Here is a 19,119-nt window from a genome sequence, read left to right on the forward strand (position 1 = left end):
GGCCACCCCTTCAGGCAAGGAGCGGCCCTGTTCAACATAAAGGCGCCGCACCGCACGACGGGAAAACAAAAGGCGCCGGGGGTACGTACATCAAGGATCTGAGGCAAAAAATCACATGACAGCATTATGGTTGATAGTGCTCTGCGGAGTGCTTTCCGTCGTCTACGCGATTTGGGCGACGTCTTCGGTGTTGAGTGCGGATGCGGGGTCGCCGCGCATGCAGGAGATTGCGGGAGCGGTGCGCGAGGGCGCACAGGCCTACCTGCGGCGTCAGTACACCACGATCGGTATCGTCGGCATCGTCATCTTCGTGCTGCTTGCCTATTTCCTCGGACTCTATGTCGCGATCGGTTTTACCATCGGCGCCGTCCTGTCGGGGGCGGCCGGTTTCATCGGCATGAATGTCTCGGTCCGTGCCAACGTGCGCACCGCGCAGGCGGCGACGACATCGCTCGCCGGCGGCCTCGAGCTCGCCTTCAAGGCGGGCGCCATCACCGGTATGCTGGTGGCGGGTCTCGCGCTGCTCGGCGTGACCCTCTATTTCGGCTTCCTGGTCTATTCGCTGAAGCTCGCACCTGACAGCCGTGTCGTCGTCGATGCCATGGTGGCGCTCGGCTTCGGCGCCTCGCTGATCTCGATCTTCGCCCGTCTCGGCGGCGGCATCTTCACCAAGGGTGCGGACGTCGGCGGCGACCTCGTCGGCAAGGTCGAGGCCGGCATTCCCGAGGACGATCCGCGCAATCCGGCGACGATCGCCGACAATGTGGGCGACAATGTCGGCGACTGTGCCGGCATGGCGGCCGACCTGTTCGAGACTTATGCGGTGACCGCGGTCGCCACCATGGTCCTGGCGGCGATCTTCTTCGCCAAGACGCCGATCCTCATGAGCATGATGACGCTGCCGCTCGCGATCGGCGGCATCTGCATCATCACCTCGATCATCGGCACCTTCTTCGTCAAGCTCGGGCCGAGCCAGTCGATCATGGGTGCGCTCTACAAGGGCCTGATCGCAACCGGCGTTCTGTCGCTGGTCGGCATCGCCGGGGTGATCTACGCCCTGATCGGGTTCGGCAAGCTCGACGGCGTCGAGTATACCGGCATGTCGCTGTTCGAATGCGGCATCGTCGGTCTCGTCGTCACCGCGCTGATCATCTGGATCACCGAATACTACACCGGCACCGACTATCGCCCGGTGAAGTCGATCGCGGCGGCGTCCGTGACCGGTCACGGCACCAACGTGATCCAGGGGCTGGCGATCTCGATGGAGTCAACCGCGCTGCCCGCGATCGTCATCATCGCCGGCATCCTGGTTACCTACAGCCTTGCCGGCCTGTTCGGCATCGCGATCGCGACCGCCACTATGCTGGCGCTGGCCGGCATGATCGTCGCGCTCGACGCGTTCGGCCCCGTCACCGACAACGCCGGCGGCATCGCCGAGATGGCGGGCCTGCCGAAGGAGGTGCGCAAGTCGACCGACGCGCTCGACGCGGTCGGCAACACCACCAAGGCGGTGACCAAGGGCTACGCGATCGGCTCCGCCGGCCTCGGCGCACTGGTACTGTTCGCGGCTTACAATGAGGACCTCAAGTTCTTCATTGCGGACTCCGCACACCACGCCTATTTCGTAGGCGTCAAGCCGGACTTCTCGCTCAACAACCCCTACGTGGTTGTCGGCCTGTTGTTCGGTGGTTTGCTGCCCTATCTGTTCGGTGCGATGGGCATGACGGCCGTGGGCCGTGCGGCCAGCGCGATCGTCGAGGAGGTGCGCCGGCAGTTCCGCGAGAAGCCGGGCATCATGCAGGGCACCGACAAGCCGGACTACGGCAAGGCGGTCGACCTTTTGACGAAAGCGGCGATCAAGGAAATGATCATCCCGTCGCTGCTCCCGGTGCTGTCGCCGATCGTCGTCTACTTCCTGATCTACACGATCGCGGGTGGCGGCGCGGCCGGCAAGTCGGCGGCGTTCTCGGCCGTCGGTGCGATGCTGCTCGGCGTGATCGTGACGGGCCTGTTCGTCGCGATCTCGATGACCTCCGGCGGCGGCGCCTGGGACAACGCCAAGAAGTACATCGAGGACGGCCATTACGGCGGCAAGGGCAGTGATGCCCACAAGTCCGCCGTGACCGGCGACACCGTCGGCGATCCCTACAAGGATACGGCCGGCCCGGCGGTGAATCCGATGATCAAGATCACCAACATCGTGGCCTTGCTGCTGCTGGCGATCCTGGCGCACTGAACCTGCGGTGCTCTACAAACGACAAACCCGCGGTGCAAACCGCGGGTTTTTGTTGTCAGCTTTACGGGAGACCGTCGCTGTGAACTTCGAGACGACCAAATGTATGCGGTGCGGTTGCGACATGTTGGCGGCCGACACCGTCTGTCCGGCTTGCGGTAAGGCGCAAAGAGGCAGCCGGCAATCCGGGCCTCGCACAATGCTGGCGGTCGCGCTGGCGGCGGCCGTCCTCATCGCCTTCAACTGGTTCAAATCTCCTGCGCCGCAAGCGAGCCCGCCTACTGCACATCCATCTGCAGCCCTTCCTTCTGGATGATGCCGGCGAATTTCTTCGTCTCGGCATCCAGGAAGGCGGCAAACTGCTGCGGCGTGCCGTAGTCGGTGCGGGCGCCCATGGCGGTGATGTTCTTCCTGATGTCGTCGCGCTCCAGCATCGCCTTCACCTGGAGATTGAGCGCTTCGAGCACCGGAGCGGGAACGCCTTTCGGCAAGAACACCGAGAACCACGACGAGACGTCGAAATTCGCCAGCTCCGGCGCGCTCTCGCGCATGGTCGGCAGGTTCGGTGCAAGTTCGCTACGCTCCGTCGTGGTGACGCAGAGGCCGGTGAGGGTACCGTTCTGCACCTGCGGCAGGCTCGGATAGAGATTGTCGAACAGGATCTGGATGTCGCCGGCGAGCGCGGCCTGGAGCGCAGGCCCGGCGCCACGGAACGGGATGTGGGTCATCTTCAGTCCGGTGAGCTGGAGGAACCAGGCGCCGGTGAGGTGAGGGCTCTGGCCGACGCCGGAGGAGGCATAGCTGAGCTTGTCAGGATTGGCCTTGAGGAAGGCGATCAGCTCGGCGATCGACTTGATGCCGGTCTTCGGATGCGCCGAGACGATGTTCGGGATCCGGATCATGTTGGAGACCGGCTGGAGCTGGTCCGGCTTGTAGGCGAGATTCTTGAAGATGCTGTAGGCGATCGCGTTCGGACCGGGATTGCCGATCAGAATGGTATGCCCGTCCGGCTTGGCGCGGACCACCTCGGCCGTGCCGATCGTGCCACCGCCGCCGGAGCGGTTTTCCACCACGGCCGACTGGCCCCAGGCCGCTTGCAGATGCGCGGCCAGGAGCCGGCCCATCACGTCGGTCGAACCGCCGGCGGCAGCCGGTACGACGATGCGGATGTTTTCGGTGGGCTTCCAGTCCGCCAGGCTCGATCGCGGCAGGATCGCTGCGGCCGAAAGGCCGGCAGCACCGGTAAGCACGCGACGGCGAGACAGAAATTGATTGGGCACGAATCCACTCCCTGCTTCTTGTTTTGCGGGGAGCGTATGGAACCAGGCGCGCAACGGCAAGTCGCGCGCGACGGCAAGTGCCGCGCGGAGAGCGGCACGACGCCGCAGGCTGAAGGCTCAGTTAAAGCTGAGCAGCTTGAACAGCGGTGTGAGGTAGCTCATTTCCTGGCCCGACGTCGGCGTGGTGCGGCTGATGAAGTCGAAGATCTTGCCGTCCTGCAGGCCGTAATTCGCGAGCCGCCGCACGCGCCGGGTCTTGTCGAAATAGATCGCGATGACGCGCTGGTCGACCACCTTCTGGTTCATGAAGGCGACCATGCGCTCCGAGCGCTGCGAGATGTAGTAGAACACCTCGCCGTCGAGGGTTGCGACCGTGGAGGGCGTGCCCATCACGATCAGCACCTGGTCCTGGCTCGCGCCGATCGGAATCTGCTCCAGCGCGCCGGGGGGCAGGATGTAGCCCTTCTGGAATTGCTCGCCGGTGCAGCCCGCGAGCGCAACGCCAACCAGGGTCGCGGCCGCGAACAGCCGCAAGCTGCGCCAGCGTGCATGAAGGCCGCGCCGCTTGTTCGGGCGCAGGCCGTTCTGATTCGTTATCGTCATAGCGGAACTGATTCCGTCCCCTTGCGTCGCGCGAGGCGCTGAAGTACCGGGCGGAGGCTCTGAATGCAACACGCGCGCGCCCGCTTGCGGAAACCACAATGCTTTGGCCGTTCAATCACTTCAGGAAACCCCGGCCAGCCCCGCCGGGCACCATTGAAGCCATCTATGGCATGATCGTGACGCAGGCGCGAGAACCCATATTTTACCGCGACTTGGGCGTGCCGGATACGGTTAATGGGCGTTTCGACCTGTTGCTGCTGCATCTCTGGCTGCTGCTGCGCCGCCTGCGCACGGCCCAGGGCGCCAACGGACGCGCCACCGACCTGTCGCAGGCGCTGTTCGACCGGTTCTGCGAGGACATGGACGACAATCTGCGCGAGATGGGGATCGGCGACCAGACCGTGCCGAAGCGGATGCGGGCCTTTGGCGAGGCCTTTTATGGCCGCGTCCAGGCCTACGACCAGGCCATCGAAGATGGCGACGGAGCACTGGCGGCGGCGATCTGCAAGAATATCTTGAATGGGACCGGCTTGGACCAGGCGCAGCGGCTGGCGGCCTACGCCCTGGCCACGGAGGCGGATCTCGGCCGGACCGACGAGGCTGCGCTGCTGCTCGCGTCCTTCCGGTTTCCCCCAGCGCTCACTGAGGACACCACGCGATGAGCCGACCGAACGCCGAATCCAGGCCCGATCCCTGGCGTGCCCCTGTGATCGTCGCTCAAATTCCCGACACCGGCGTGCATCGCAAGCTCGAGGCCTCTGCCGCCGAGCGGCAGGCCATGGCCGAGCTCGCGGGTTTGCGGGAGGTCCTCTCCGCCCAGGCAGAGTTCGACGTGGTGCCGAAAAGCGGCGGCCGCTTCGAGGTTACCGGCCGCGTCCGCGCCAGGGTCGGCCAGACCTGCGTGGTCACGCTCGACCCGATCGAGAGCGAGATCGAGGAGGCGGTGGACCTGATGTTCGTCCCCGAGGCCGAGGCGCGGCGGCTGGCCGACCTGATCGAGGAGGGGCAGGACGACAAGGCGCCGCCCGAGATCGCCGACCCGCCGGAGGCGATTGCCAATGGCATCATCGACCTCGGACGGCTCGCCACCGATGCGCTGTTCCTGGCGATCGACCCCTATCCGCGCAAGGAAGGGGCCGTGTTCGAGGCGGAGGTCACCGCCCCCGACCCGGCGGACCATCCGTTCGCAGTGTTGAAGGCGCTCCAGGGCAAGAAGCGGGACAAGAAGAAAGGCAAATAGCTGGGTATTCCCGTAAGAACGCCTTGCCGGGCGGTGCGAAGTGCTTGCCCGGATGGTTTGAGAGGCGCGTTTATCTATCTGATTTCAATATATTTCCTTTGAATTCGCCGGCCCCTTTCCGGATTGCCCCGAATGCAAAAGGCTGGGGGCAAGAGGTTGTTTCGGGATAACAAAACGCTATTGTCGCGCCCCGGTCCGGGCGCGCGTGGCGCTTGGCCCATCGCCATGTCCATGGCGAAGCCATTTTTGCGGGCCCGCTCCTTCAAGACCGCACCAGACCAGGTTTCCAGGACTTTTATGCCAAGCAAGGTTCGCATCGCCCTTGACGCCATGGGAGGCGACGTCGGCGCCGCCGTGGTCATTCCAGGCGCCGCCATCTCGCTTCAAAGGCATCGCCAGATCGAGTTCCTGCTGGTCGGGGACCGCGCCAAAATCGAGCCAGAGCTCGAGAATCATCCGGCCCTCAAGGCCGCTTCGAAGATCATCCATACCGACGTTGCCGTCGGCATGGACGACAAGCCGAGCCAGGCGCTGCGGCGCGGCCGCAAGACCTCCTCGATGTGGATGGCGATCGACGCGGTGAAGAAGGGCGAGGCGGACGTCGCGGTCTCCGCCGGCAATACCGGCGCGCTGATGGCGATGGCGCGGTTCCACCTGCGCACGCTGCCCGGCATCGACCGCCCGTCCATTGCCGGGATATGGCCGACCAGGCGCGGGGAATCCGTCGTGCTCGACCTCGGTGCCACCATCGGCGGCGACGCGCACCATCTGGTATCGCTCGCCGTCATGGGCGCCGCGATGGCGAGCGTGCTGTTCAACAAGCCCCGTCCCACTGTCGGCCTGCTCAATATCGGGACCGAGGAGATCAAGGGGCACGAGGAGATCCGCGACGCCGGCGACATCCTGCGCGCGAGGAACCTGCCGGAGCTCGACTATATCGGCTTCGTCGAGGGCGACGGGATCGGCAAGGGGCTGTCCGACGTCATCGTGACCGAAGGTTTCAGCGGCAATATCGCGCTCAAGGCAGCCGAGGGAACCGCACGCCAGATGGCGGAATTACTCCGCAACGAGATGCAGCGGAGCTGGCTGTCCAAGCTGGGCTATCTGTTCGCGCGGGGTGCCTTCCAGGCCCTGCGGAACAAGATGGACCCGAACAAGTCCAACGGCGGTGTGTTCCTGGGACTGCGCGGACTAGTGGTCAAGAGCCACGGCGGAATCAGCGCCGAAGGCTTTGCCTATGCGATCGATGTTGGCTATGAGATGGCGCAATACGATCTCCTGAACAAGATCAATCAGACGCTCAACCGCGAGGGTGGTGCACTCAGTTCCGTGCCAACCGCGCCGGAGGATGTTTCGTGACTCAAATTCGTTCGGTCGTGCTGGGCTGCGGCTCTTATTTGCCGGAGCAGGTGGTGACCAACGCCCAATTGGCGACGCGCATCGACACGTCCGACGAGTGGATCGTGCAGCGCACCGGCATTCGCGAGCGGCACATTGCGGCCGAGGGCGAGTTCACCTCTCACCTGGCGCTCAGGGCGGCACAGGCTGCGCTGGCCGACGCCGGCGTGGACGCGCAGTCGATCGAACTGATCGTGCTGGCGACCTCGACGCCCGACAACACCTTTCCCGCAACCGCGGTCGCCGTGCAGCACGGGCTCGGCATCAACCATGGCGCGGCCTTCGACCTCCAGGCGGTGTGCTCGGGCTTCGTGTTCGCGCTCGCCACCGCCGACAATTTCCTGCGTACCGGCGCCTTCAAGCGCGCGCTGGTGATCGGCGCCGAGACCTTCTCGCGCATCCTCGACTGGAACGACCGCGGCACCTGCGTGCTGTTCGGCGACGGTGCCGGCGCGGTGGTGCTGGAGGCGCAGGAGCAGCCGGGCAATGCGGCAACCGACCGCGGCGTGGTGACCACGCATTTGCGCTCCGACGGCCGCCACAAGGCAAAGCTGTTCGTCGACGGCGGGCCGTCCTCGACCCAGACCGTCGGCCATCTGCGCATGGAAGGCCGCGAGGTCTTCAAGCACGCGGTCGGCATGATCACCGACGTCATCGTCGATGCCTTCGAGGCGACCGGCCTGAACGCCGACAGCATCGACTGGTTCGTGCCGCACCAGGCCAACAAGCGAATCATCGACGCCTCCGCGCACAAGCTCCACATCGCGCCGGAGAAGGTGGTGCTGACGGTGGACCGTCACGGCAACACCTCGGCGGCCTCGATTCCGCTGGCGCTGTCGGCGGCGCGCAAGGATGGCCGCATCAAGCGCGGCGATCTGGTTTTGCTGGAAGCGATGGGCGGCGGCTTCACCTGGGGCTCCGCGCTGGTGCGCTGGTAAGCCACAGTCGATAAAATTTTGCCCGAATCAACGCGGATTATCGATGCGTCTGCATTGATGAGCGCTGTTGACCGTCGTATCGTAACCTCATAATTTCAGACAACAATTGTTCGCCGTGATGTGGGGCAGGGCGATGACCGATCAAAGTAAAACCGTAACGCGTGTCGATCTGTGCGAAGCCGTCTACCAGAAGGTGGGGCTGTCGCGCACGGAATCGTCTGCCTTCGTGGAACTCGTCCTGAAGGAGATCACCGACTGCCTGGAGAAGGGCGAGACGGTGAAGCTGTCCTCGTTCGGCTCCTTCATGGTCCGCAAGAAGGGTCAGCGAATCGGTCGCAACCCGAAGACCGGCACCGAGGTGCCGATCTCGCCGCGCCGGGTCATGGTGTTCAAGCCGTCGGCGATCCTGAAGCAGCGGATCAACGCCCAGCACCGCACCAATGGCGATGCCAGCAAGGCTCAACCCGAGGCGTAACTCGCCTTTCGGAAAGGATATTGCATTTGGACAAGGCGCCGGATGCGTTCCGAACCATCAGCGAAGTAGCGCAGGAGCTCGACATTCCGCAGCACGTGCTGCGGTTCTGGGAGACCCGGTTCTCCCAGATCAAGCCGATGAAGCGCAGCGGCGGCCGCCGCTATTACCGCCCCGATGACGTCGACCTGCTCAAGGGCATCCGCCGCCTCCTCTACGGCGAGGGCTACACCATCCGCGGCGTGCAGCGGATCCTGAAAGAGCACGGCGTCAAGTCGGTGCAGGGCCTCGCCGACGGCGCGGCCGCGGTCTCGTTCGGGGCAATCGAGGACGCCATCGGCGCCAGCTTGATGGAGCCCGACGACGAGGCGCCCATCAAGGGCGTCACCGAGGCCGACGAGGACGATTACCAGGGCGATGAGGAGGAAGGCATCGACTTCCGCTTCACGGAGGTCGACGACGAGGACATCCTTACCACCTTCCGCAAAGGCGGCACCCCCGCCGCGCCCGCCGGCCCCAGCGCGCTGGACCGGGAGCGGCTCGGGCGGGCACTCGCCGACCTCGTCGCCTGCCGGGAAATGCTCGACCAGGCGCTGAAGGACGGCTGAGCCGGCATTTCGCCGTCTTGCCGTCAGTTCCGGGGGACAGGGCAGCCGCCAAATTGGTGCGCACCTCGCCTTGCGCAAAGCGGCGATCCTAGCTAATGGAACGACGTTCGGAGCGTGGCGCAGCCCGGTTAGCGCACTAGTCTGGGAGACTAGGGGTCGGAGGTTCAAATCCTCTCGCTCCGACCATTTTTCAAAGTGAAATCAAATAGATTGGCAGTCGGCGGTTTCTCCAATGACCGCCCTTTGCCAAATCTTTGCCAATTCTGTTCGTTAAGCGTTCACCAAGATTGGTGTTGCGTTGGTACCGAGTGACGGGCCGGTAAGGGATGAAGTGTGAGAATTGCTCGCGCTATCGAAGCTTTCGACTTGAAAGAAATACCTTTGCGGGAATCGCAAATCGTGTTGACGTTGATCGTGGGGTCTAAGGCCCCCACATGAGGCCGCCCGGGTTGCCTCGGGCGGGGGGCGAGGTCGCGAGGCGCATGCTCAAGGTGAAGCCGAAGCCGCATATTCCGGCGGTGCGGGACGGCGATCCTGCTGGCAGAAAGCCGCGCCTTGAAAGGCGGTCGCAGAAATGACTATATCCCTGATCATTCTAGGGAAATAGACCACTGTGCCTGAGAACGCGGTAAAATCGCTCGCCGATCTTTTTCCTGAGTCTGAGCGCGTTTTCTACGAACGGGCGCCGCTCACTCAGGTGGTTTGTCAACTAAAGTTCCCCAAGATACTGCGAATCGAGAGCCAGCCCCCGGCTGATTTTCAGGATGATATTCGCGGCATGTTTCCGCTGCTTGAGCAGGTTCAGATGCAGGTGCCTGCTGAGTTGCCGCCCGAGATCGCGCAGATGATCGGGCTCAGCATGGCTGCCGGAAATTTCCTTTTCAGGTCTGAAGATAGAAAGACAGCAGTCCACCTTACCGCTGAGACGCTTAGCCTGAGCACAAGCTCGTATTCGACTTGGGAAAGTTTCAAGGCGCTCTTATGGCCTGTAATGGCTGCGCTGGAGCAGCGCTATAGGCCGAGCTTCTATCAGCGCGTCGGCCTTCGATACGTGGACATTATCAAGCGGTCAGATGTCAACATGGCCGGCACCCCATGGAGCCACCTCTTGAAACAGGAGGTGCTGGGCGCATTGGCGAGCGATCAGTTCGAATTTAGCGCAGAGGAATCGACGCACCGAATGCGCCTTCGGGCGGCTGATGGTGGTCAGCTAAATTTTCGCTATGGCCTAGTGAAGGTCAGAGAAACTCAAGAGACTGCCTATCGGCTCGATTTTGATTTCTTTAGAGAGGAAAAAGTAGAGGTTGCTAATGCCAAACCCACAATCAACGGCCTTAACGCCATGGTTGGCAGAGCGTTTCGCTGGTGTATTGAACCAGTCTTACACGATGCCTTGGGACCAAAACCAATTCCCTTGGGATGATTCCGATCTGGAAAGCGCATCCGGAACGATCGAATTTACTACCTCGGTTGAGGTTACTGGCGAGATTTCCAAGAAGGACGCGGCCATCGCCGTCGCGCGGATATATTGCATCTACGCCCTTTTCAAATTGACGGACAAAGGGGTGTGGAACGCAGCTAGATCGATCGGCGATATACTTTCCTGGGATCGAGAGGTTGCGTCCACGCGCATCATAGAGCCGCCGTTGCCGAAAAAGATCTCCGCCAAATCAATGTTGCCACCACAGTCGCGGCCTGTGCTTCCATTTGAGGAACCGTGAGTGCTGAGGAAAGTCCAGTCGCATCCGCGGAGGCGGAGGCCCAGCTGAGCATCTTCACCGTGTCGGAACTCCATCGAGAGCTCCGACAGGGTGAGATCATTACTGATCTTACCGAATTTCTGTACAACTCTGGAACCGAACTCATCCAGCCGCTACCGCATGCATATGCGGTTGTTCTCAATCAAGACTGCGACCTGTTGTGGGATTTTGAACATCGGAATGGGGGAAGCGGTTCTCGGCTCCACAGCGTGCTTTTCTACATTGCGGAGAGCACAGCGGATAAAAAAGCCAAGGTAGCGGGTAGTGATGTGTGGAAGCGCGTTGCCCGCAATACGGACGAGCGTTATCACGTCTTGAGCGCTGTGGATCCGAGCCGGGATCTAGAAAAAGTGGGATGCCCGAGCCTGGCGATAGACTTCAAGGCGTTCTTCACTCTTCCTCCGGACGAAGTCTATCGACAAATTCGCAGCGGCACCGCCAAGAGGCGCACCCGGCTAGACAGCCAGTACCGCGAGCATCTTCAATCTCGCATGGCATACTACTCGCAGCGAGTAATGCTGCCTCAGCCGCATAAGGTCTAGTGGTTAGCCTGGCGCCGCCGCAAGAATGCGCTGTACTAGCCTTCCGCCGCTCTGTCTCGATATTGCTGGAGCTTTTTGATTCGCGTTTGCCGCTAGCACGCCGCGGCGGGCTAGATATGCATCAATGATGCGCTGAACCACCAAGAATGACATCGCTAAGAGCTTAGACATGCCATTAGACGAACTCGAGGGCCTGATCTGGAACCTGGCGGCTCAGGAGGCTCCTCCTCCGATTGGTCGCAAGCTTTCGGCGGTAAAATGAAAAACCGACATTGGCTAGAGTCCGATAACAGCCCTTAGCGGCCTCCAGATTGACGGGACTGTTAGACCTTCCGCTGGGGTCGCTCGATAGTGATGAAAAGCTCATCCAACTGAGGCTTCTGCCGCAGCAAATCTCCAGCGGCCTGTCCGGGCCTGAAGAGAGGTCCACCTAAAGCGGACCTCAGCTTGCGGTCAATTGGGGGGGGCCAGCTTGTCGCGATAGTCCTCGAGCTTAGCGATCGCATTCGCCGCCAGCACCCCACGTCGCGCAAGATAGATATCGATCACCTTCTGCGCCTTATCGACGCTCCAGCATAACGCCTCAGCGATCTCCGGTGCCGTCGCGCCGGCCTCGGCGAGCAACGTCGCGGCCGTGCCGCGGTTGTCGTGGAAATTCAGGTCGGCCGTCTTCACATACTCGACGCCGGCCCCCTTGGCCTTGACATTGATCGCGTCGACCTTGTCGCAGTCCTCGCGCCAGTGCTCGTTGAAATAGCGCTTCGTGTAGGCCTTGCCCGTCGGCGTCAGTATCACCAGCGCGCCGGCCTTCGTCTCCTTGAGAGCGTCGAGATGGGCCTTCAGCTCGCGCGTGGCCGGGATCCAGAGCAGCTTGCCTGTCTTGGTCGAGCGGATCTGCACGCGGCTGCCGTCGTAACGCGTCCAGGGAAACTTGCGGATGTCGCTCGCGCGCATCGCAGTATTCCGGACCATGATCATCGCTGTCGCCATGGCCGTCCGCGCGTTTGCAATGAATTGCTGCTGCAGCTCGTCCGGCCAGGTCAGGTCGGATCGGTGGCTCTTGTAGAGCCGCGCGAAAGTGTCGAGCGGATTAAACTTGATGACGGCCTTTTCCTTCGCAAATGACAGCACGCGCGCCAGCGCGGCGACCAAATTGTCGGCCGAGCGCGGCGAGGCCTTGCCGAGTTCGTTGTGCCAGGCGAGCGCGTCCTTGCGGAATTCCAGCGCGTCGTCAGCATCGTTGAACGTCGCGACAGGGCAGGTGCCCCAGCGTACTTCGAGGCGCTTCAGTTTCCAGAGGTACTGCTTGCGGCTCTCCTCGCTGAGGCCGTCGAAATAGGCCGACTGATCGAAGTGCCGAATGAGCTGCATGAGGGTGCCTTCGCCCTTCGTGCGCATTTTCTTTTCTGCGTCGGCATAGGTTTCGGCGAGCCTGTTTTCGTCGAGCGGGAGGCCGGTGGCACGGTGATAGAGATAGATCCTGATCGACCCATCTGCCTGTCGCTTCTTGACGCGATGAATGCCCTTCAGCTTGAGGGGCTTGTTAGGCAGCCTGGGTCTTCCGCGCATGGTCCGCCTTCCAACGCTGGTACGGGGTAAGCTCGGCATCGGAGAGTGTCACAATCCCGGAGGCGCGGTCCAGAGCCTGGTCCAGCGCTTTGCGATCCCAGCGGTTTGTGCCGGGGATCGCGTCGGGCACGATGCCCTTGGCCCGCCACTGATCAAACGCCGCGAGGGTGTTGCATCCGCAATAGTCGGCCGCCTCCTGCTTGGTGAGGCACCGTTTCTCGGTCACGGGCGATCCTCCCGCTTCAGCTGCAATCGGTCCCGGACAACCTCCGCGCGGCCGCTGGCGATCAGGCGATCGGCGACGCCGTCACTGATCCGCCGCGTGCCGAACCGCCAGCCGCCGCGTGTGCGCCGCTCAAAGGGGCTGAGTTTGAGCAGGCGAAGGTGTTTGTAGTGGTAGCCGGGAAGCTTGCGGGCCATCAGGCGGCCGCCCCGTTCTGCCGCGAATAGGCCAGCGCGCGAGCGGCGTCGGCGTGCTCGAAGATCTGCGACTTGCGCCAGCCCATGCGCACCAGGTCGGGGAGGGCGGCGCCTTCGCTTCGCGTGCTGATGACGATAAAGTCGTCGGCGAGCTGGGCGATCGCAGCCGGACCTTCAAGCGCGGCGCGGGCCGCGGGCAGCGCGGCTGGCGCGATCTGGGCGGCGATCCGCTCGCGCTCGACCTGGGCCGCCTCGGCCGCGCTTGCAGCGTCCTGGCGGGACTTGCGGGCGGCGAGAAGGGCGTTGAGCGTGGCCTGGCGATCGAGGCGCTTGCCGCGCATCACGGGCTCGGTGCGCGGGCAGCCCTTGGCGCGGACGTCGGCGAAGCGGCCCTCGGCGCGGATCTGGAAAAAGCCGAGCAGCTTCAGTTGCTGGTCGAAGGCGGCGGCGGACAGGTCGGTTGGGCGCGGCACGGCGGCGATCTCCCGGGAAGCGTTTCACGGGAAACAAAACTATGCATTTTGCATTGTTCAGTCAATGCGTATTGCATTAAGTAGCGGCAAGCCGAAGGCGACGCGCCGCATTATTATTTCGGCACCATGCTTTTAACGGCGGCCGCCCACTCGATTCGCACGTCCAAGATTGGTGGCTCGGTCTGTGACAGAAGGTGATAGAAGCCGCGCGCCTTGCTGCGCTGAATCTTCTTGATGAGTATCCGTCCATCTTCAATCCCGACGACACAGAGCCGGTTAATGAGGTCCGACGTGACCGGGCGCCGGACATCGTCATAAAAAACCAGCCATCGGTCGAAAAAGGAGCCTAAGCTTTCGCCTCGGATCTCGACCGCAACGGTCTCATCATTCGTTCCGTCAGGCGCGCGCACTTCATCAAGAGGCGCGTCGTTGGCAAAGAAGTGGGTCTCGGCTCCAGCGCCCACATAGCCCACCAGGCTGACGTGGCGCTGTTGACCCGGCGGCACCTTGATCGGCCTCCGCTCTTTCTGTCCCTTGCCAGTCAGAAGCCACTCTAAAGAAACGTGAAACTTGCGGGCATATTGATCGGCCGCCTCGCGTCTAAAGCCGCGAATGCCATTCTCGTGCTGTGCGTAGGTGACTTCTTTGACCCCAAGCGCGTCTGCCGCAGCCTTCACCGTGGTGTATCCGGCCTCTTTTCGGGCTGAGGTGAGCCGCTCATGCATGTCTGCCATTAATGCATTTTGCATTGGGATGGAATGCAAAAGGCATTGACCATAACTATGCAAAACGCATTGTTGCGTCATGGATGCGCAATTGATTCGACAGACGCGAGAACGGGTAGGCGAGAGCCAGGCCGTTTTCGGCGAGCGCTTCGGGGTGGACCAGAGCACGGTTCATCGTTGGGAAACCTACGGCCCACCGCAGCACGGCCCGGCGCGCAAGGCACTTGAACGGGAGATTTCGGAGATCGGACGGGCGGGAGGCGTTTCATGCGTCGAAAGCTGACTCAGCAAGCGCCCAGACGTCGAGCCTGCCGCCGCCTCGAACGCAGTGAGTCTTCGGGGGTGTGGATAACTCGGCGGGCCGATCTTGAGCGTCACACTTCGAGTCTCGGTCGGTCACACAGCGGGCATTTCGGAGCCTGTGGACGCGTGTGGAAAAGGCTCGCCGAGCCAGCATTTCAAGCGGTTTTTAAGCGGGGCGGGAGACATGGCAGACGTCGCTACGCGCATCGCAGATCCTGACGATCTGCGCTTCCTGGTCATGCTGGCGGCCGTGCTGATCGTCGGCGTGCTGGCCGTTGCGGCTGGCGTGCAGATGCTGCCGAGGGATGGCGATGCCGGTTTCGGCTTTCGCTGGGCGAGGCGGCCATGACGCATCCGCCCGGACGCGTCCGCATCGTGCGGGCCGACTGCCATTTCCTCGACGGCACGCGCAGCGTCGCGACGCTGACCATCGACGATAACGCGCCGACGCTGCTGATGATCGATGGCGATCCGTTCGTCCGCGCCGACGTCTACGGCCTGTTGGTCCCGCCCGGCGAGGCACCGCGCTATTTCCAGGTGAAGCCGTACCGGGTCGACGCCAGCCTGTTGGAGGGCGTGTGATGGCGGGCAGGGGCACCGAAAAACGCACCCAGCAGATCGCCAAGGACCAGCTGAAATCGATCATTGAGCGGGTCGAGCGGCTGCTCGAGGAAAAGCAGGCGATCGGCGACGACGTGTCGGCCGTCTACGCCGAGGCCAAGGCCAACGGTTACGACACCAAGGCGCTCAAGGCCATCGTTCGCATGCGGGCGCAGGACCCGAACGAGCGAGCAGAATTCGAGACCATCCTCGAAACCTACATGCAGGCGCTGGGGATGCTGTGATGATGCATGCGCCGGTCAACATCCTCGATGCCCGCGCGGTGGCCTTCGACCTCTCGGACCTGCCCGACCTGTCGCAGACGCCGTGTCGCCGGATCTGGCTGTCGCAGCGCGAGCCGGTCTGGGCGCTCGTCGATGCGGTCGACTATGCCTGGCTCTCCGAGAACATGTGGAACGTCTGGCATGCCGGCAGCGGCCGCGGCGACAGCTGGATGCTCTATGCCAAGCGCAACATTGGGCCGGCGCGCTCCACCGTGCGGATGCATCGCGTGATCATGATCGCGGCCGATCCCGGTCGAGATGACGCGTATCCTCGCCGCCCATGTCGTCGACCACATCAACGGCCAGACGCTCGACAACCGCCGTTGCAATTTGCGCTGGGCCACCAAGCGCGACAACGCCATCAGCCGCCGCACGCGCGGCACCGCGCCGACGCTGGAGGCCATCTTGCGCCAGATCATGGCCGATGCGCTCGAAGGCAGCCGCCAGCTGGAGGACATTCCCTTTGACTGAGCTGGTTCGATACGAAGCCGCTCGCAGGGCACTGGCCGAGGCGGTCGCGGTCGACGAGGTCATCGACATCCGCAGCAAGGCCGAAGCGATGCGGGTCTATGCGCGCCAGGCCAGCGACAAGGGACTAGAGATCCAGGCCGCGCAGATCCGTTTCCGGGCCGAGCGGCGCCTCGGCGAGATGATCGTCGCGCAGAAAGAAACCGTCGGGCTCAATGCCGGATCTCGCGGCCAGCTGGCGGGCAAGAGCGATTCTGGCGGTGCCGTCGTGGAACAGCCAGAAGACGAGCGGCCGCGGCTGGCTGACATCGGGATTGATCGCAAGCTGTCGTCGAAAGCGCAGAAACTCGCCGCGATGGACGCCGCCGAATTCGAGCAGGCGCTTGATCGGCACAGGCAGCAGATGGAATCCGGCGCCGGACGCGTCGCGATGGACCTGCTCAAGATCGACGCCGAGGAAAAGGGCCGCATCCATCGCCGCGACCTCGCGTCGGCGCTGTCCTCAGTCTCAAGCGTCGCGCCGAGTGGGCGGCTCTATCCGGCGCTGTCTGCCGACCCGCCCTGGCATCGCAAGGCCGGCATCGGCAACCGCGCCTATGAGAACCACTACCCGACCATGCCCTGGCCGGAGATCCTCGACTATCTCAAGCGCGCCGGCGAGGCGCTGCTGCCGGATGCCTGGGCCTGGATGTGGATTCCGCGGGCGCATCTGCTCGCCAAGGTGCCGTTAAAAACCGAGGTGATGCTCGCCGACGGCGAGTGCGTGATGGCGACCGTCGACCTGCCGCTGGCCTATGCGTGCCAGCTCGCGCTCGGCATGGACGCCTATTCGACCTGCTACGTCTGGACCAAGACCGACGCCGAGCATCCCGACGTTTCCGGCTCCGGCCTCCTGGTGTGGGACCAGGACGAGCTGCTGTTGCAGTTCAAGCGTGGCCGCGGCCTGCCGAAACCGGAATCGAGTGAAAAGTTCGGCTCCAACCATCGCGAGCGGCCGCGCGAGCATTCGCGCAAGCCCGACTTCTACCGCCACATGATCGCGACCATGGTCGGCAAGGACAGCGACGGCGCGCCGCTGCCTGTGCTCGAGCTGTTCGCCCGCGTCGACGCCGAGCACCCGCTGCCGGAGAATTGGGGCGCGTGGGGCAACCAGGCCGGGGTTTCGGCGCAGCGCGCTGAAGCATCGCCAGATGCGCTGCGCGAGGCCTTCGTCGCCGCGAACGCCGGCCGCGATCCCTATCGGCTGTGGGATCATCCCGCCGTCCACGGCGAGCACGTCGTCAGCATGACGCGCGACTATCCCGGCGGCATTGCCTTCAACGTGGCGACCTGCCGATGCGGCTGGTCGTTCCGCTGCGAGACCAAGCCGTTTGACCTCGATCGCGACGCCGCCGTCGACGCGCACTGGCGCGAGATCATCGCAAAGCACGACCTCCCGGCGCCCTCCGGTGAGGCTGAGCCGGCCGCAGCGAAAGCAACGTCACAAGGGGCCAGCGCCGCTGCGGCCGCGCTCGCGTCGCAAGACGCGATGCGCAACGCTACCGATGCGGCGGCTTCGCCGTCGTCGGCGCGCGACAATGCAGCGCCGTACAACGCCGACGACGTCCTCGCCATCGATCAGCTGGCCGGCTCCGAATGGCTGGCGCCGGCCGATGCGGACGCGCAGGATGTCGACGACGCTGCGCGTCGCGACGTGCGCGACGAGGACGATGCTGCGCATCGCCTCGGCGAACGGCAGCATCTCAAGATCCTGTCCGACTTCTGCCATACGCAGCGCGACTTGCAGGACGTCATCGGCCCGCTCTACGTTGCGCGCGGCTATTGCTACCAGTCCGCCAGCCAGCAATGGACGCTGCGCGGCGCCGGCTGGGATCGCTTGCGCGAGCTGGAGGCGGCCGAGCTGACGCAAGGCGGGGCGCCGCCGCGCGCGGACCTGACCGAGCCTTACCGCGCGCCGCAGCCCTCGCTGTTCGATGCGGCGCGCCAGCTCGACGACACGCCGCCGGCCGAAGTGGTCGACGGTCATCTGCAGACGCGCCTGCCGGTCGATGCCGACGAGCTCGCTGAGCGACTCGCGCTGATCAGCGTCGACGCCGGCGAGCCCGTCGCACCCGAAATGCTGCGCCACCTGGTCGGCAAGGGCCTGGCGCATTGCGGCACCACCAAAATCAGCGTCACCGACGACGGCCGCGCCTTTCTGGCACAGCTGGTCGGGCCGGCATCGTTTCAACAGCAGGGGGCAGGGGCGTGAAGCAAAGCAAAATAATGTCGCTCGCCGAGAGCTTCATCAACATCCTCGTCGGGTTCGGCATCAGCCTTGCGGCGCAGGCGTTCTTTCTACCGCTACTCGGCGTCGCAGTGTCGTTCCAGCAAAACCTAATGTTCGCGCTGATCATGATCCTGATCTCGACCGCGCGGTCCTACGCGCTGCGCCGCGTGTTCGAGGCGCTGCACATCCGGCGGCCGCTGTCGCCGTTCATCCAGGCTGTTATCGCCGAGCGCTTCCGCCAGATCGAGCAAGAAGGCTGGTCGACGGCGCACGATGACGCGCATCCGGCCGGCGAGCTTGCGGCCGCGGGTTCGTCTTACGCGATCATGCCGACATGGCGTCGGCGTGCGGATGATGACTTTGGGCCGGAGCCGCCGATGACGTGGCCATGGTCGCTTGATTGGTGGAAGCCGCAGAACAACCGGCGCGACCTGGTCCGCGCGGCAGCGCTGGTTGTCGCGGAAGGCGAGAAGCTCGACCGCAACCGGGGGCGCAAATGATCAGCACCAACGTCGCTGTTGGCGCCGGTTCCATCGTTGCGTTCGCCGGCTTCATGCTCGGCTACGCCATTGGCTGGCGCCAGCGAGGCAGCCAGATCGTGCGCGCGCTCTCTGAAGTCGCTGATCCTGAGATGACGATCATGATCGTAAACGACCTCGAGGTCCGCGTGCGGAGGTCGCAGGCGTGAAGCATCGCTGGAGCGAAAAGGTCCGCAGCCCGGACGGCCATAGCTCGCGCAAGGTTTGTGAGCGCGACGGCTGCGATATCGTCTGCGTCTCGCGCCACGAAACCGACGAGCGCGGCTTTGCTCTGCATTGGAAAGAATGGTTCCGTGGCACTGATCTGGTTCAGCGCGGCGGCAGCACGCCCGCGTGCGAGCCCGTCGAGGTGCCAGCATGAGCATTATAACGCTGCCGCCGACGCGTTCGCTTGG

At 63.6% G+C, this 19,119-nt stretch carries 24 protein-coding genes and 1 tRNA gene; 18 read left to right on the forward strand and 7 right to left on the reverse strand.

The annotated features are described in order from the left end of the window. Nucleotides 1-115: 115 nt before the first annotated feature. Nucleotides 116-2,236 carry a sodium-translocating pyrophosphatase gene (locus tag OC450_RS21810; protein ID WP_211385934.1) on the forward strand — a complete coding sequence of 707 codons (2,121 nt, stop codon included), beginning with the start codon at nucleotides 116-118 and terminating at the stop codon, nucleotides 2,234-2,236. A 275-nt stretch (nucleotides 2,237-2,511) separates the two neighbouring features. On the opposite strand, the gene OC450_RS21815 is transcribed toward OC450_RS21810, so the two are convergent. Both OC450_RS21815 and OC450_RS21820 read right to left on the reverse strand, forming a co-directional pair. Beyond that, nucleotides 2,512-3,513 carry a Bug family tripartite tricarboxylate transporter substrate binding protein gene (locus OC450_RS21815; RefSeq protein ID WP_262048622.1) on the reverse strand — a complete coding sequence of 334 codons (1,002 nt, stop codon included), beginning with the start codon at nucleotides 3,511-3,513 and terminating at the stop codon, nucleotides 2,512-2,514. Between the two features lie 117 nt (nucleotides 3,514-3,630). Further along, nucleotides 3,631-4,116 carry an outer membrane protein assembly factor BamE gene (locus tag OC450_RS21820; protein ID WP_256807133.1) on the reverse strand — a complete coding sequence of 162 codons (486 nt, stop codon included), beginning with the start codon at nucleotides 4,114-4,116 and terminating at the stop codon, nucleotides 3,631-3,633. Between the two features lie 98 nt (nucleotides 4,117-4,214). Between OC450_RS21820 and OC450_RS21825 the strand changes: the two genes are divergently transcribed. The 9 genes from OC450_RS21825 (at nucleotide 4,215) to OC450_RS21865 (ending at nucleotide 11,074) form a co-directional block, all read left to right on the forward strand. After that, the gene (locus OC450_RS21825; protein ID WP_262048623.1) at nucleotides 4,215-4,778 is read left to right on the forward strand and encodes a ubiquinol-cytochrome C chaperone family protein; all 564 of its coding nucleotides are present in this window, start codon (nucleotides 4,215-4,217) and stop codon (nucleotides 4,776-4,778) included. After that, the gene (locus tag OC450_RS21830; RefSeq protein ID WP_262048624.1) at nucleotides 4,775-5,356 is read left to right on the forward strand and encodes a YceD family protein; all 582 of its coding nucleotides are present in this window, start codon (nucleotides 4,775-4,777) and stop codon (nucleotides 5,354-5,356) included. Before OC450_RS21825 ends, OC450_RS21830 begins: the two co-directional genes overlap by 4 nt. A gap of 297 nt (nucleotides 5,357-5,653) precedes the next feature. After that, nucleotides 5,654-6,715 carry a phosphate acyltransferase PlsX gene (plsX, locus tag OC450_RS21835; RefSeq protein ID WP_262048625.1) on the forward strand — a complete coding sequence of 354 codons (1,062 nt, stop codon included), beginning with the start codon at nucleotides 5,654-5,656 and terminating at the stop codon, nucleotides 6,713-6,715. Next, complete coding sequence (locus OC450_RS21840) at nucleotides 6,712-7,692, forward strand: beta-ketoacyl-ACP synthase III (protein ID WP_211385940.1); 981 nt, start codon at nucleotides 6,712-6,714, stop codon at nucleotides 7,690-7,692. The genes plsX and OC450_RS21840 overlap by 4 nt, the downstream gene beginning before the upstream one ends. Nucleotides 7,693-7,825: 133 nt before the next feature. Further along, complete coding sequence (locus OC450_RS21845) at nucleotides 7,826-8,167, forward strand: integration host factor subunit alpha (RefSeq protein ID WP_018456841.1); 342 nt, start codon at nucleotides 7,826-7,828, stop codon at nucleotides 8,165-8,167. Between the two features lie 26 nt (nucleotides 8,168-8,193). After that, nucleotides 8,194-8,772, forward strand: a complete 579-nt coding sequence (locus tag OC450_RS21850) for a MerR family transcriptional regulator (RefSeq protein WP_211385941.1) — start codon at nucleotides 8,194-8,196, stop codon at nucleotides 8,770-8,772. 108 nt (nucleotides 8,773-8,880) lie between these two features. Continuing rightward, nucleotides 8,881-8,958: transfer RNA gene (locus tag OC450_RS21855), tRNA-Pro, on the forward strand. 427 nt (nucleotides 8,959-9,385) lie between these two features. Further along, entirely contained in the window at nucleotides 9,386-10,195 is an 810-nt protein-coding gene (locus OC450_RS21860) for a TIGR04255 family protein (protein WP_262048626.1), read from the forward strand. Nucleotides 10,196-10,489: 294 nt separating this feature from the next. Beyond that, nucleotides 10,490-11,074: a hypothetical protein gene (locus OC450_RS21865; protein ID WP_262048627.1), complete on the forward strand. Its 585-nt coding sequence runs from the start codon at nucleotides 10,490-10,492 to the stop codon at nucleotides 11,072-11,074. Between the two features lie 453 nt (nucleotides 11,075-11,527). Here OC450_RS21865 and OC450_RS21870 read toward each other — a convergent pair whose 3' ends face one another. The 5 genes from OC450_RS21870 to OC450_RS21890 form a co-directional block, all read right to left on the reverse strand. Next, nucleotides 11,528-12,643 carry a tyrosine-type recombinase/integrase gene (locus OC450_RS21870; RefSeq protein WP_262048628.1) on the reverse strand — a complete coding sequence of 372 codons (1,116 nt, stop codon included), beginning with the start codon at nucleotides 12,641-12,643 and terminating at the stop codon, nucleotides 11,528-11,530. Then, the gene (locus tag OC450_RS21875; protein ID WP_262048629.1) at nucleotides 12,618-12,869 is read right to left on the reverse strand and encodes a hypothetical protein; all 252 of its coding nucleotides are present in this window, start codon (nucleotides 12,867-12,869) and stop codon (nucleotides 12,618-12,620) included. The genes OC450_RS21870 and OC450_RS21875 overlap by 26 nt, the downstream gene beginning before the upstream one ends. Then, entirely contained in the window at nucleotides 12,866-13,063 is a 198-nt protein-coding gene (locus OC450_RS21880) for a hypothetical protein (protein ID WP_262048630.1), read from the reverse strand. Before OC450_RS21880 ends, OC450_RS21875 begins: the two co-directional genes overlap by 4 nt. Continuing rightward, nucleotides 13,063-13,536 carry a phospholipase gene (locus tag OC450_RS21885; protein WP_262048631.1) on the reverse strand — a complete coding sequence of 158 codons (474 nt, stop codon included), beginning with the start codon at nucleotides 13,534-13,536 and terminating at the stop codon, nucleotides 13,063-13,065. Before OC450_RS21885 ends, OC450_RS21880 begins: the two co-directional genes overlap by 1 nt. A gap of 113 nt (nucleotides 13,537-13,649) precedes the next feature. After that, nucleotides 13,650-14,270, reverse strand: a complete 621-nt coding sequence (locus OC450_RS21890) for an XRE family transcriptional regulator (RefSeq protein WP_262048632.1) — start codon at nucleotides 14,268-14,270, stop codon at nucleotides 13,650-13,652. 478 nt (nucleotides 14,271-14,748) lie between these two features. Here OC450_RS21890 and OC450_RS21895 point away from each other — a divergent pair, with 478 nt between their 5' ends. From OC450_RS21895 to OC450_RS21930, 8 genes are all read left to right on the forward strand, one after another. Then, nucleotides 14,749-14,913: a hypothetical protein gene (locus OC450_RS21895; RefSeq protein WP_262048633.1), complete on the forward strand. Its 165-nt coding sequence runs from the start codon at nucleotides 14,749-14,751 to the stop codon at nucleotides 14,911-14,913. Then, nucleotides 14,910-15,146 carry a hypothetical protein gene (locus OC450_RS21900; RefSeq protein ID WP_262048634.1) on the forward strand — a complete coding sequence of 79 codons (237 nt, stop codon included), beginning with the start codon at nucleotides 14,910-14,912 and terminating at the stop codon, nucleotides 15,144-15,146. The genes OC450_RS21895 and OC450_RS21900 overlap by 4 nt, the downstream gene beginning before the upstream one ends. Then, entirely contained in the window at nucleotides 15,146-15,409 is a 264-nt protein-coding gene (locus tag OC450_RS21905; RefSeq protein ID WP_262048635.1) for a DUF2312 domain-containing protein, read from the forward strand. Before OC450_RS21900 ends, OC450_RS21905 begins: the two co-directional genes overlap by 1 nt. 297 nt (nucleotides 15,410-15,706) lie before the next feature. Then, nucleotides 15,707-15,919 carry an HNH endonuclease gene (locus OC450_RS21910; protein WP_262048636.1) on the forward strand — a complete coding sequence of 71 codons (213 nt, stop codon included), beginning with the start codon at nucleotides 15,707-15,709 and terminating at the stop codon, nucleotides 15,917-15,919. Next, on the forward strand, nucleotides 15,912-18,167 hold the full coding sequence (locus OC450_RS21915) for an S-adenosylmethionine-binding domain-containing protein (RefSeq protein ID WP_262048637.1): 2,256 nt from the start codon (nucleotides 15,912-15,914) through the stop codon (nucleotides 18,165-18,167). Before OC450_RS21910 ends, OC450_RS21915 begins: the two co-directional genes overlap by 8 nt. After that, on the forward strand, nucleotides 18,164-18,685 hold the full coding sequence (locus tag OC450_RS21920; RefSeq protein ID WP_262048638.1) for a hypothetical protein: 522 nt from the start codon (nucleotides 18,164-18,166) through the stop codon (nucleotides 18,683-18,685). Before OC450_RS21915 ends, OC450_RS21920 begins: the two co-directional genes overlap by 4 nt. Next, the gene (locus tag OC450_RS21925; RefSeq protein WP_262048639.1) at nucleotides 18,682-18,873 is read left to right on the forward strand and encodes a hypothetical protein; all 192 of its coding nucleotides are present in this window, start codon (nucleotides 18,682-18,684) and stop codon (nucleotides 18,871-18,873) included. Before OC450_RS21920 ends, OC450_RS21925 begins: the two co-directional genes overlap by 4 nt. Next, nucleotides 18,870-19,085: a cytochrome C gene (locus OC450_RS21930; RefSeq protein ID WP_262048640.1), complete on the forward strand. Its 216-nt coding sequence runs from the start codon at nucleotides 18,870-18,872 to the stop codon at nucleotides 19,083-19,085. The genes OC450_RS21925 and OC450_RS21930 overlap by 4 nt, the downstream gene beginning before the upstream one ends. Nucleotides 19,086-19,119 lie beyond the last annotated feature (34 nt).

The organism is Bradyrhizobium sp. Bra78, from assembly GCF_024519855.1.
In the GTDB taxonomy this organism is placed as follows: Bacteria; Pseudomonadota; Alphaproteobacteria; order Rhizobiales; family Xanthobacteraceae; genus Bradyrhizobium; species Bradyrhizobium japonicum_G.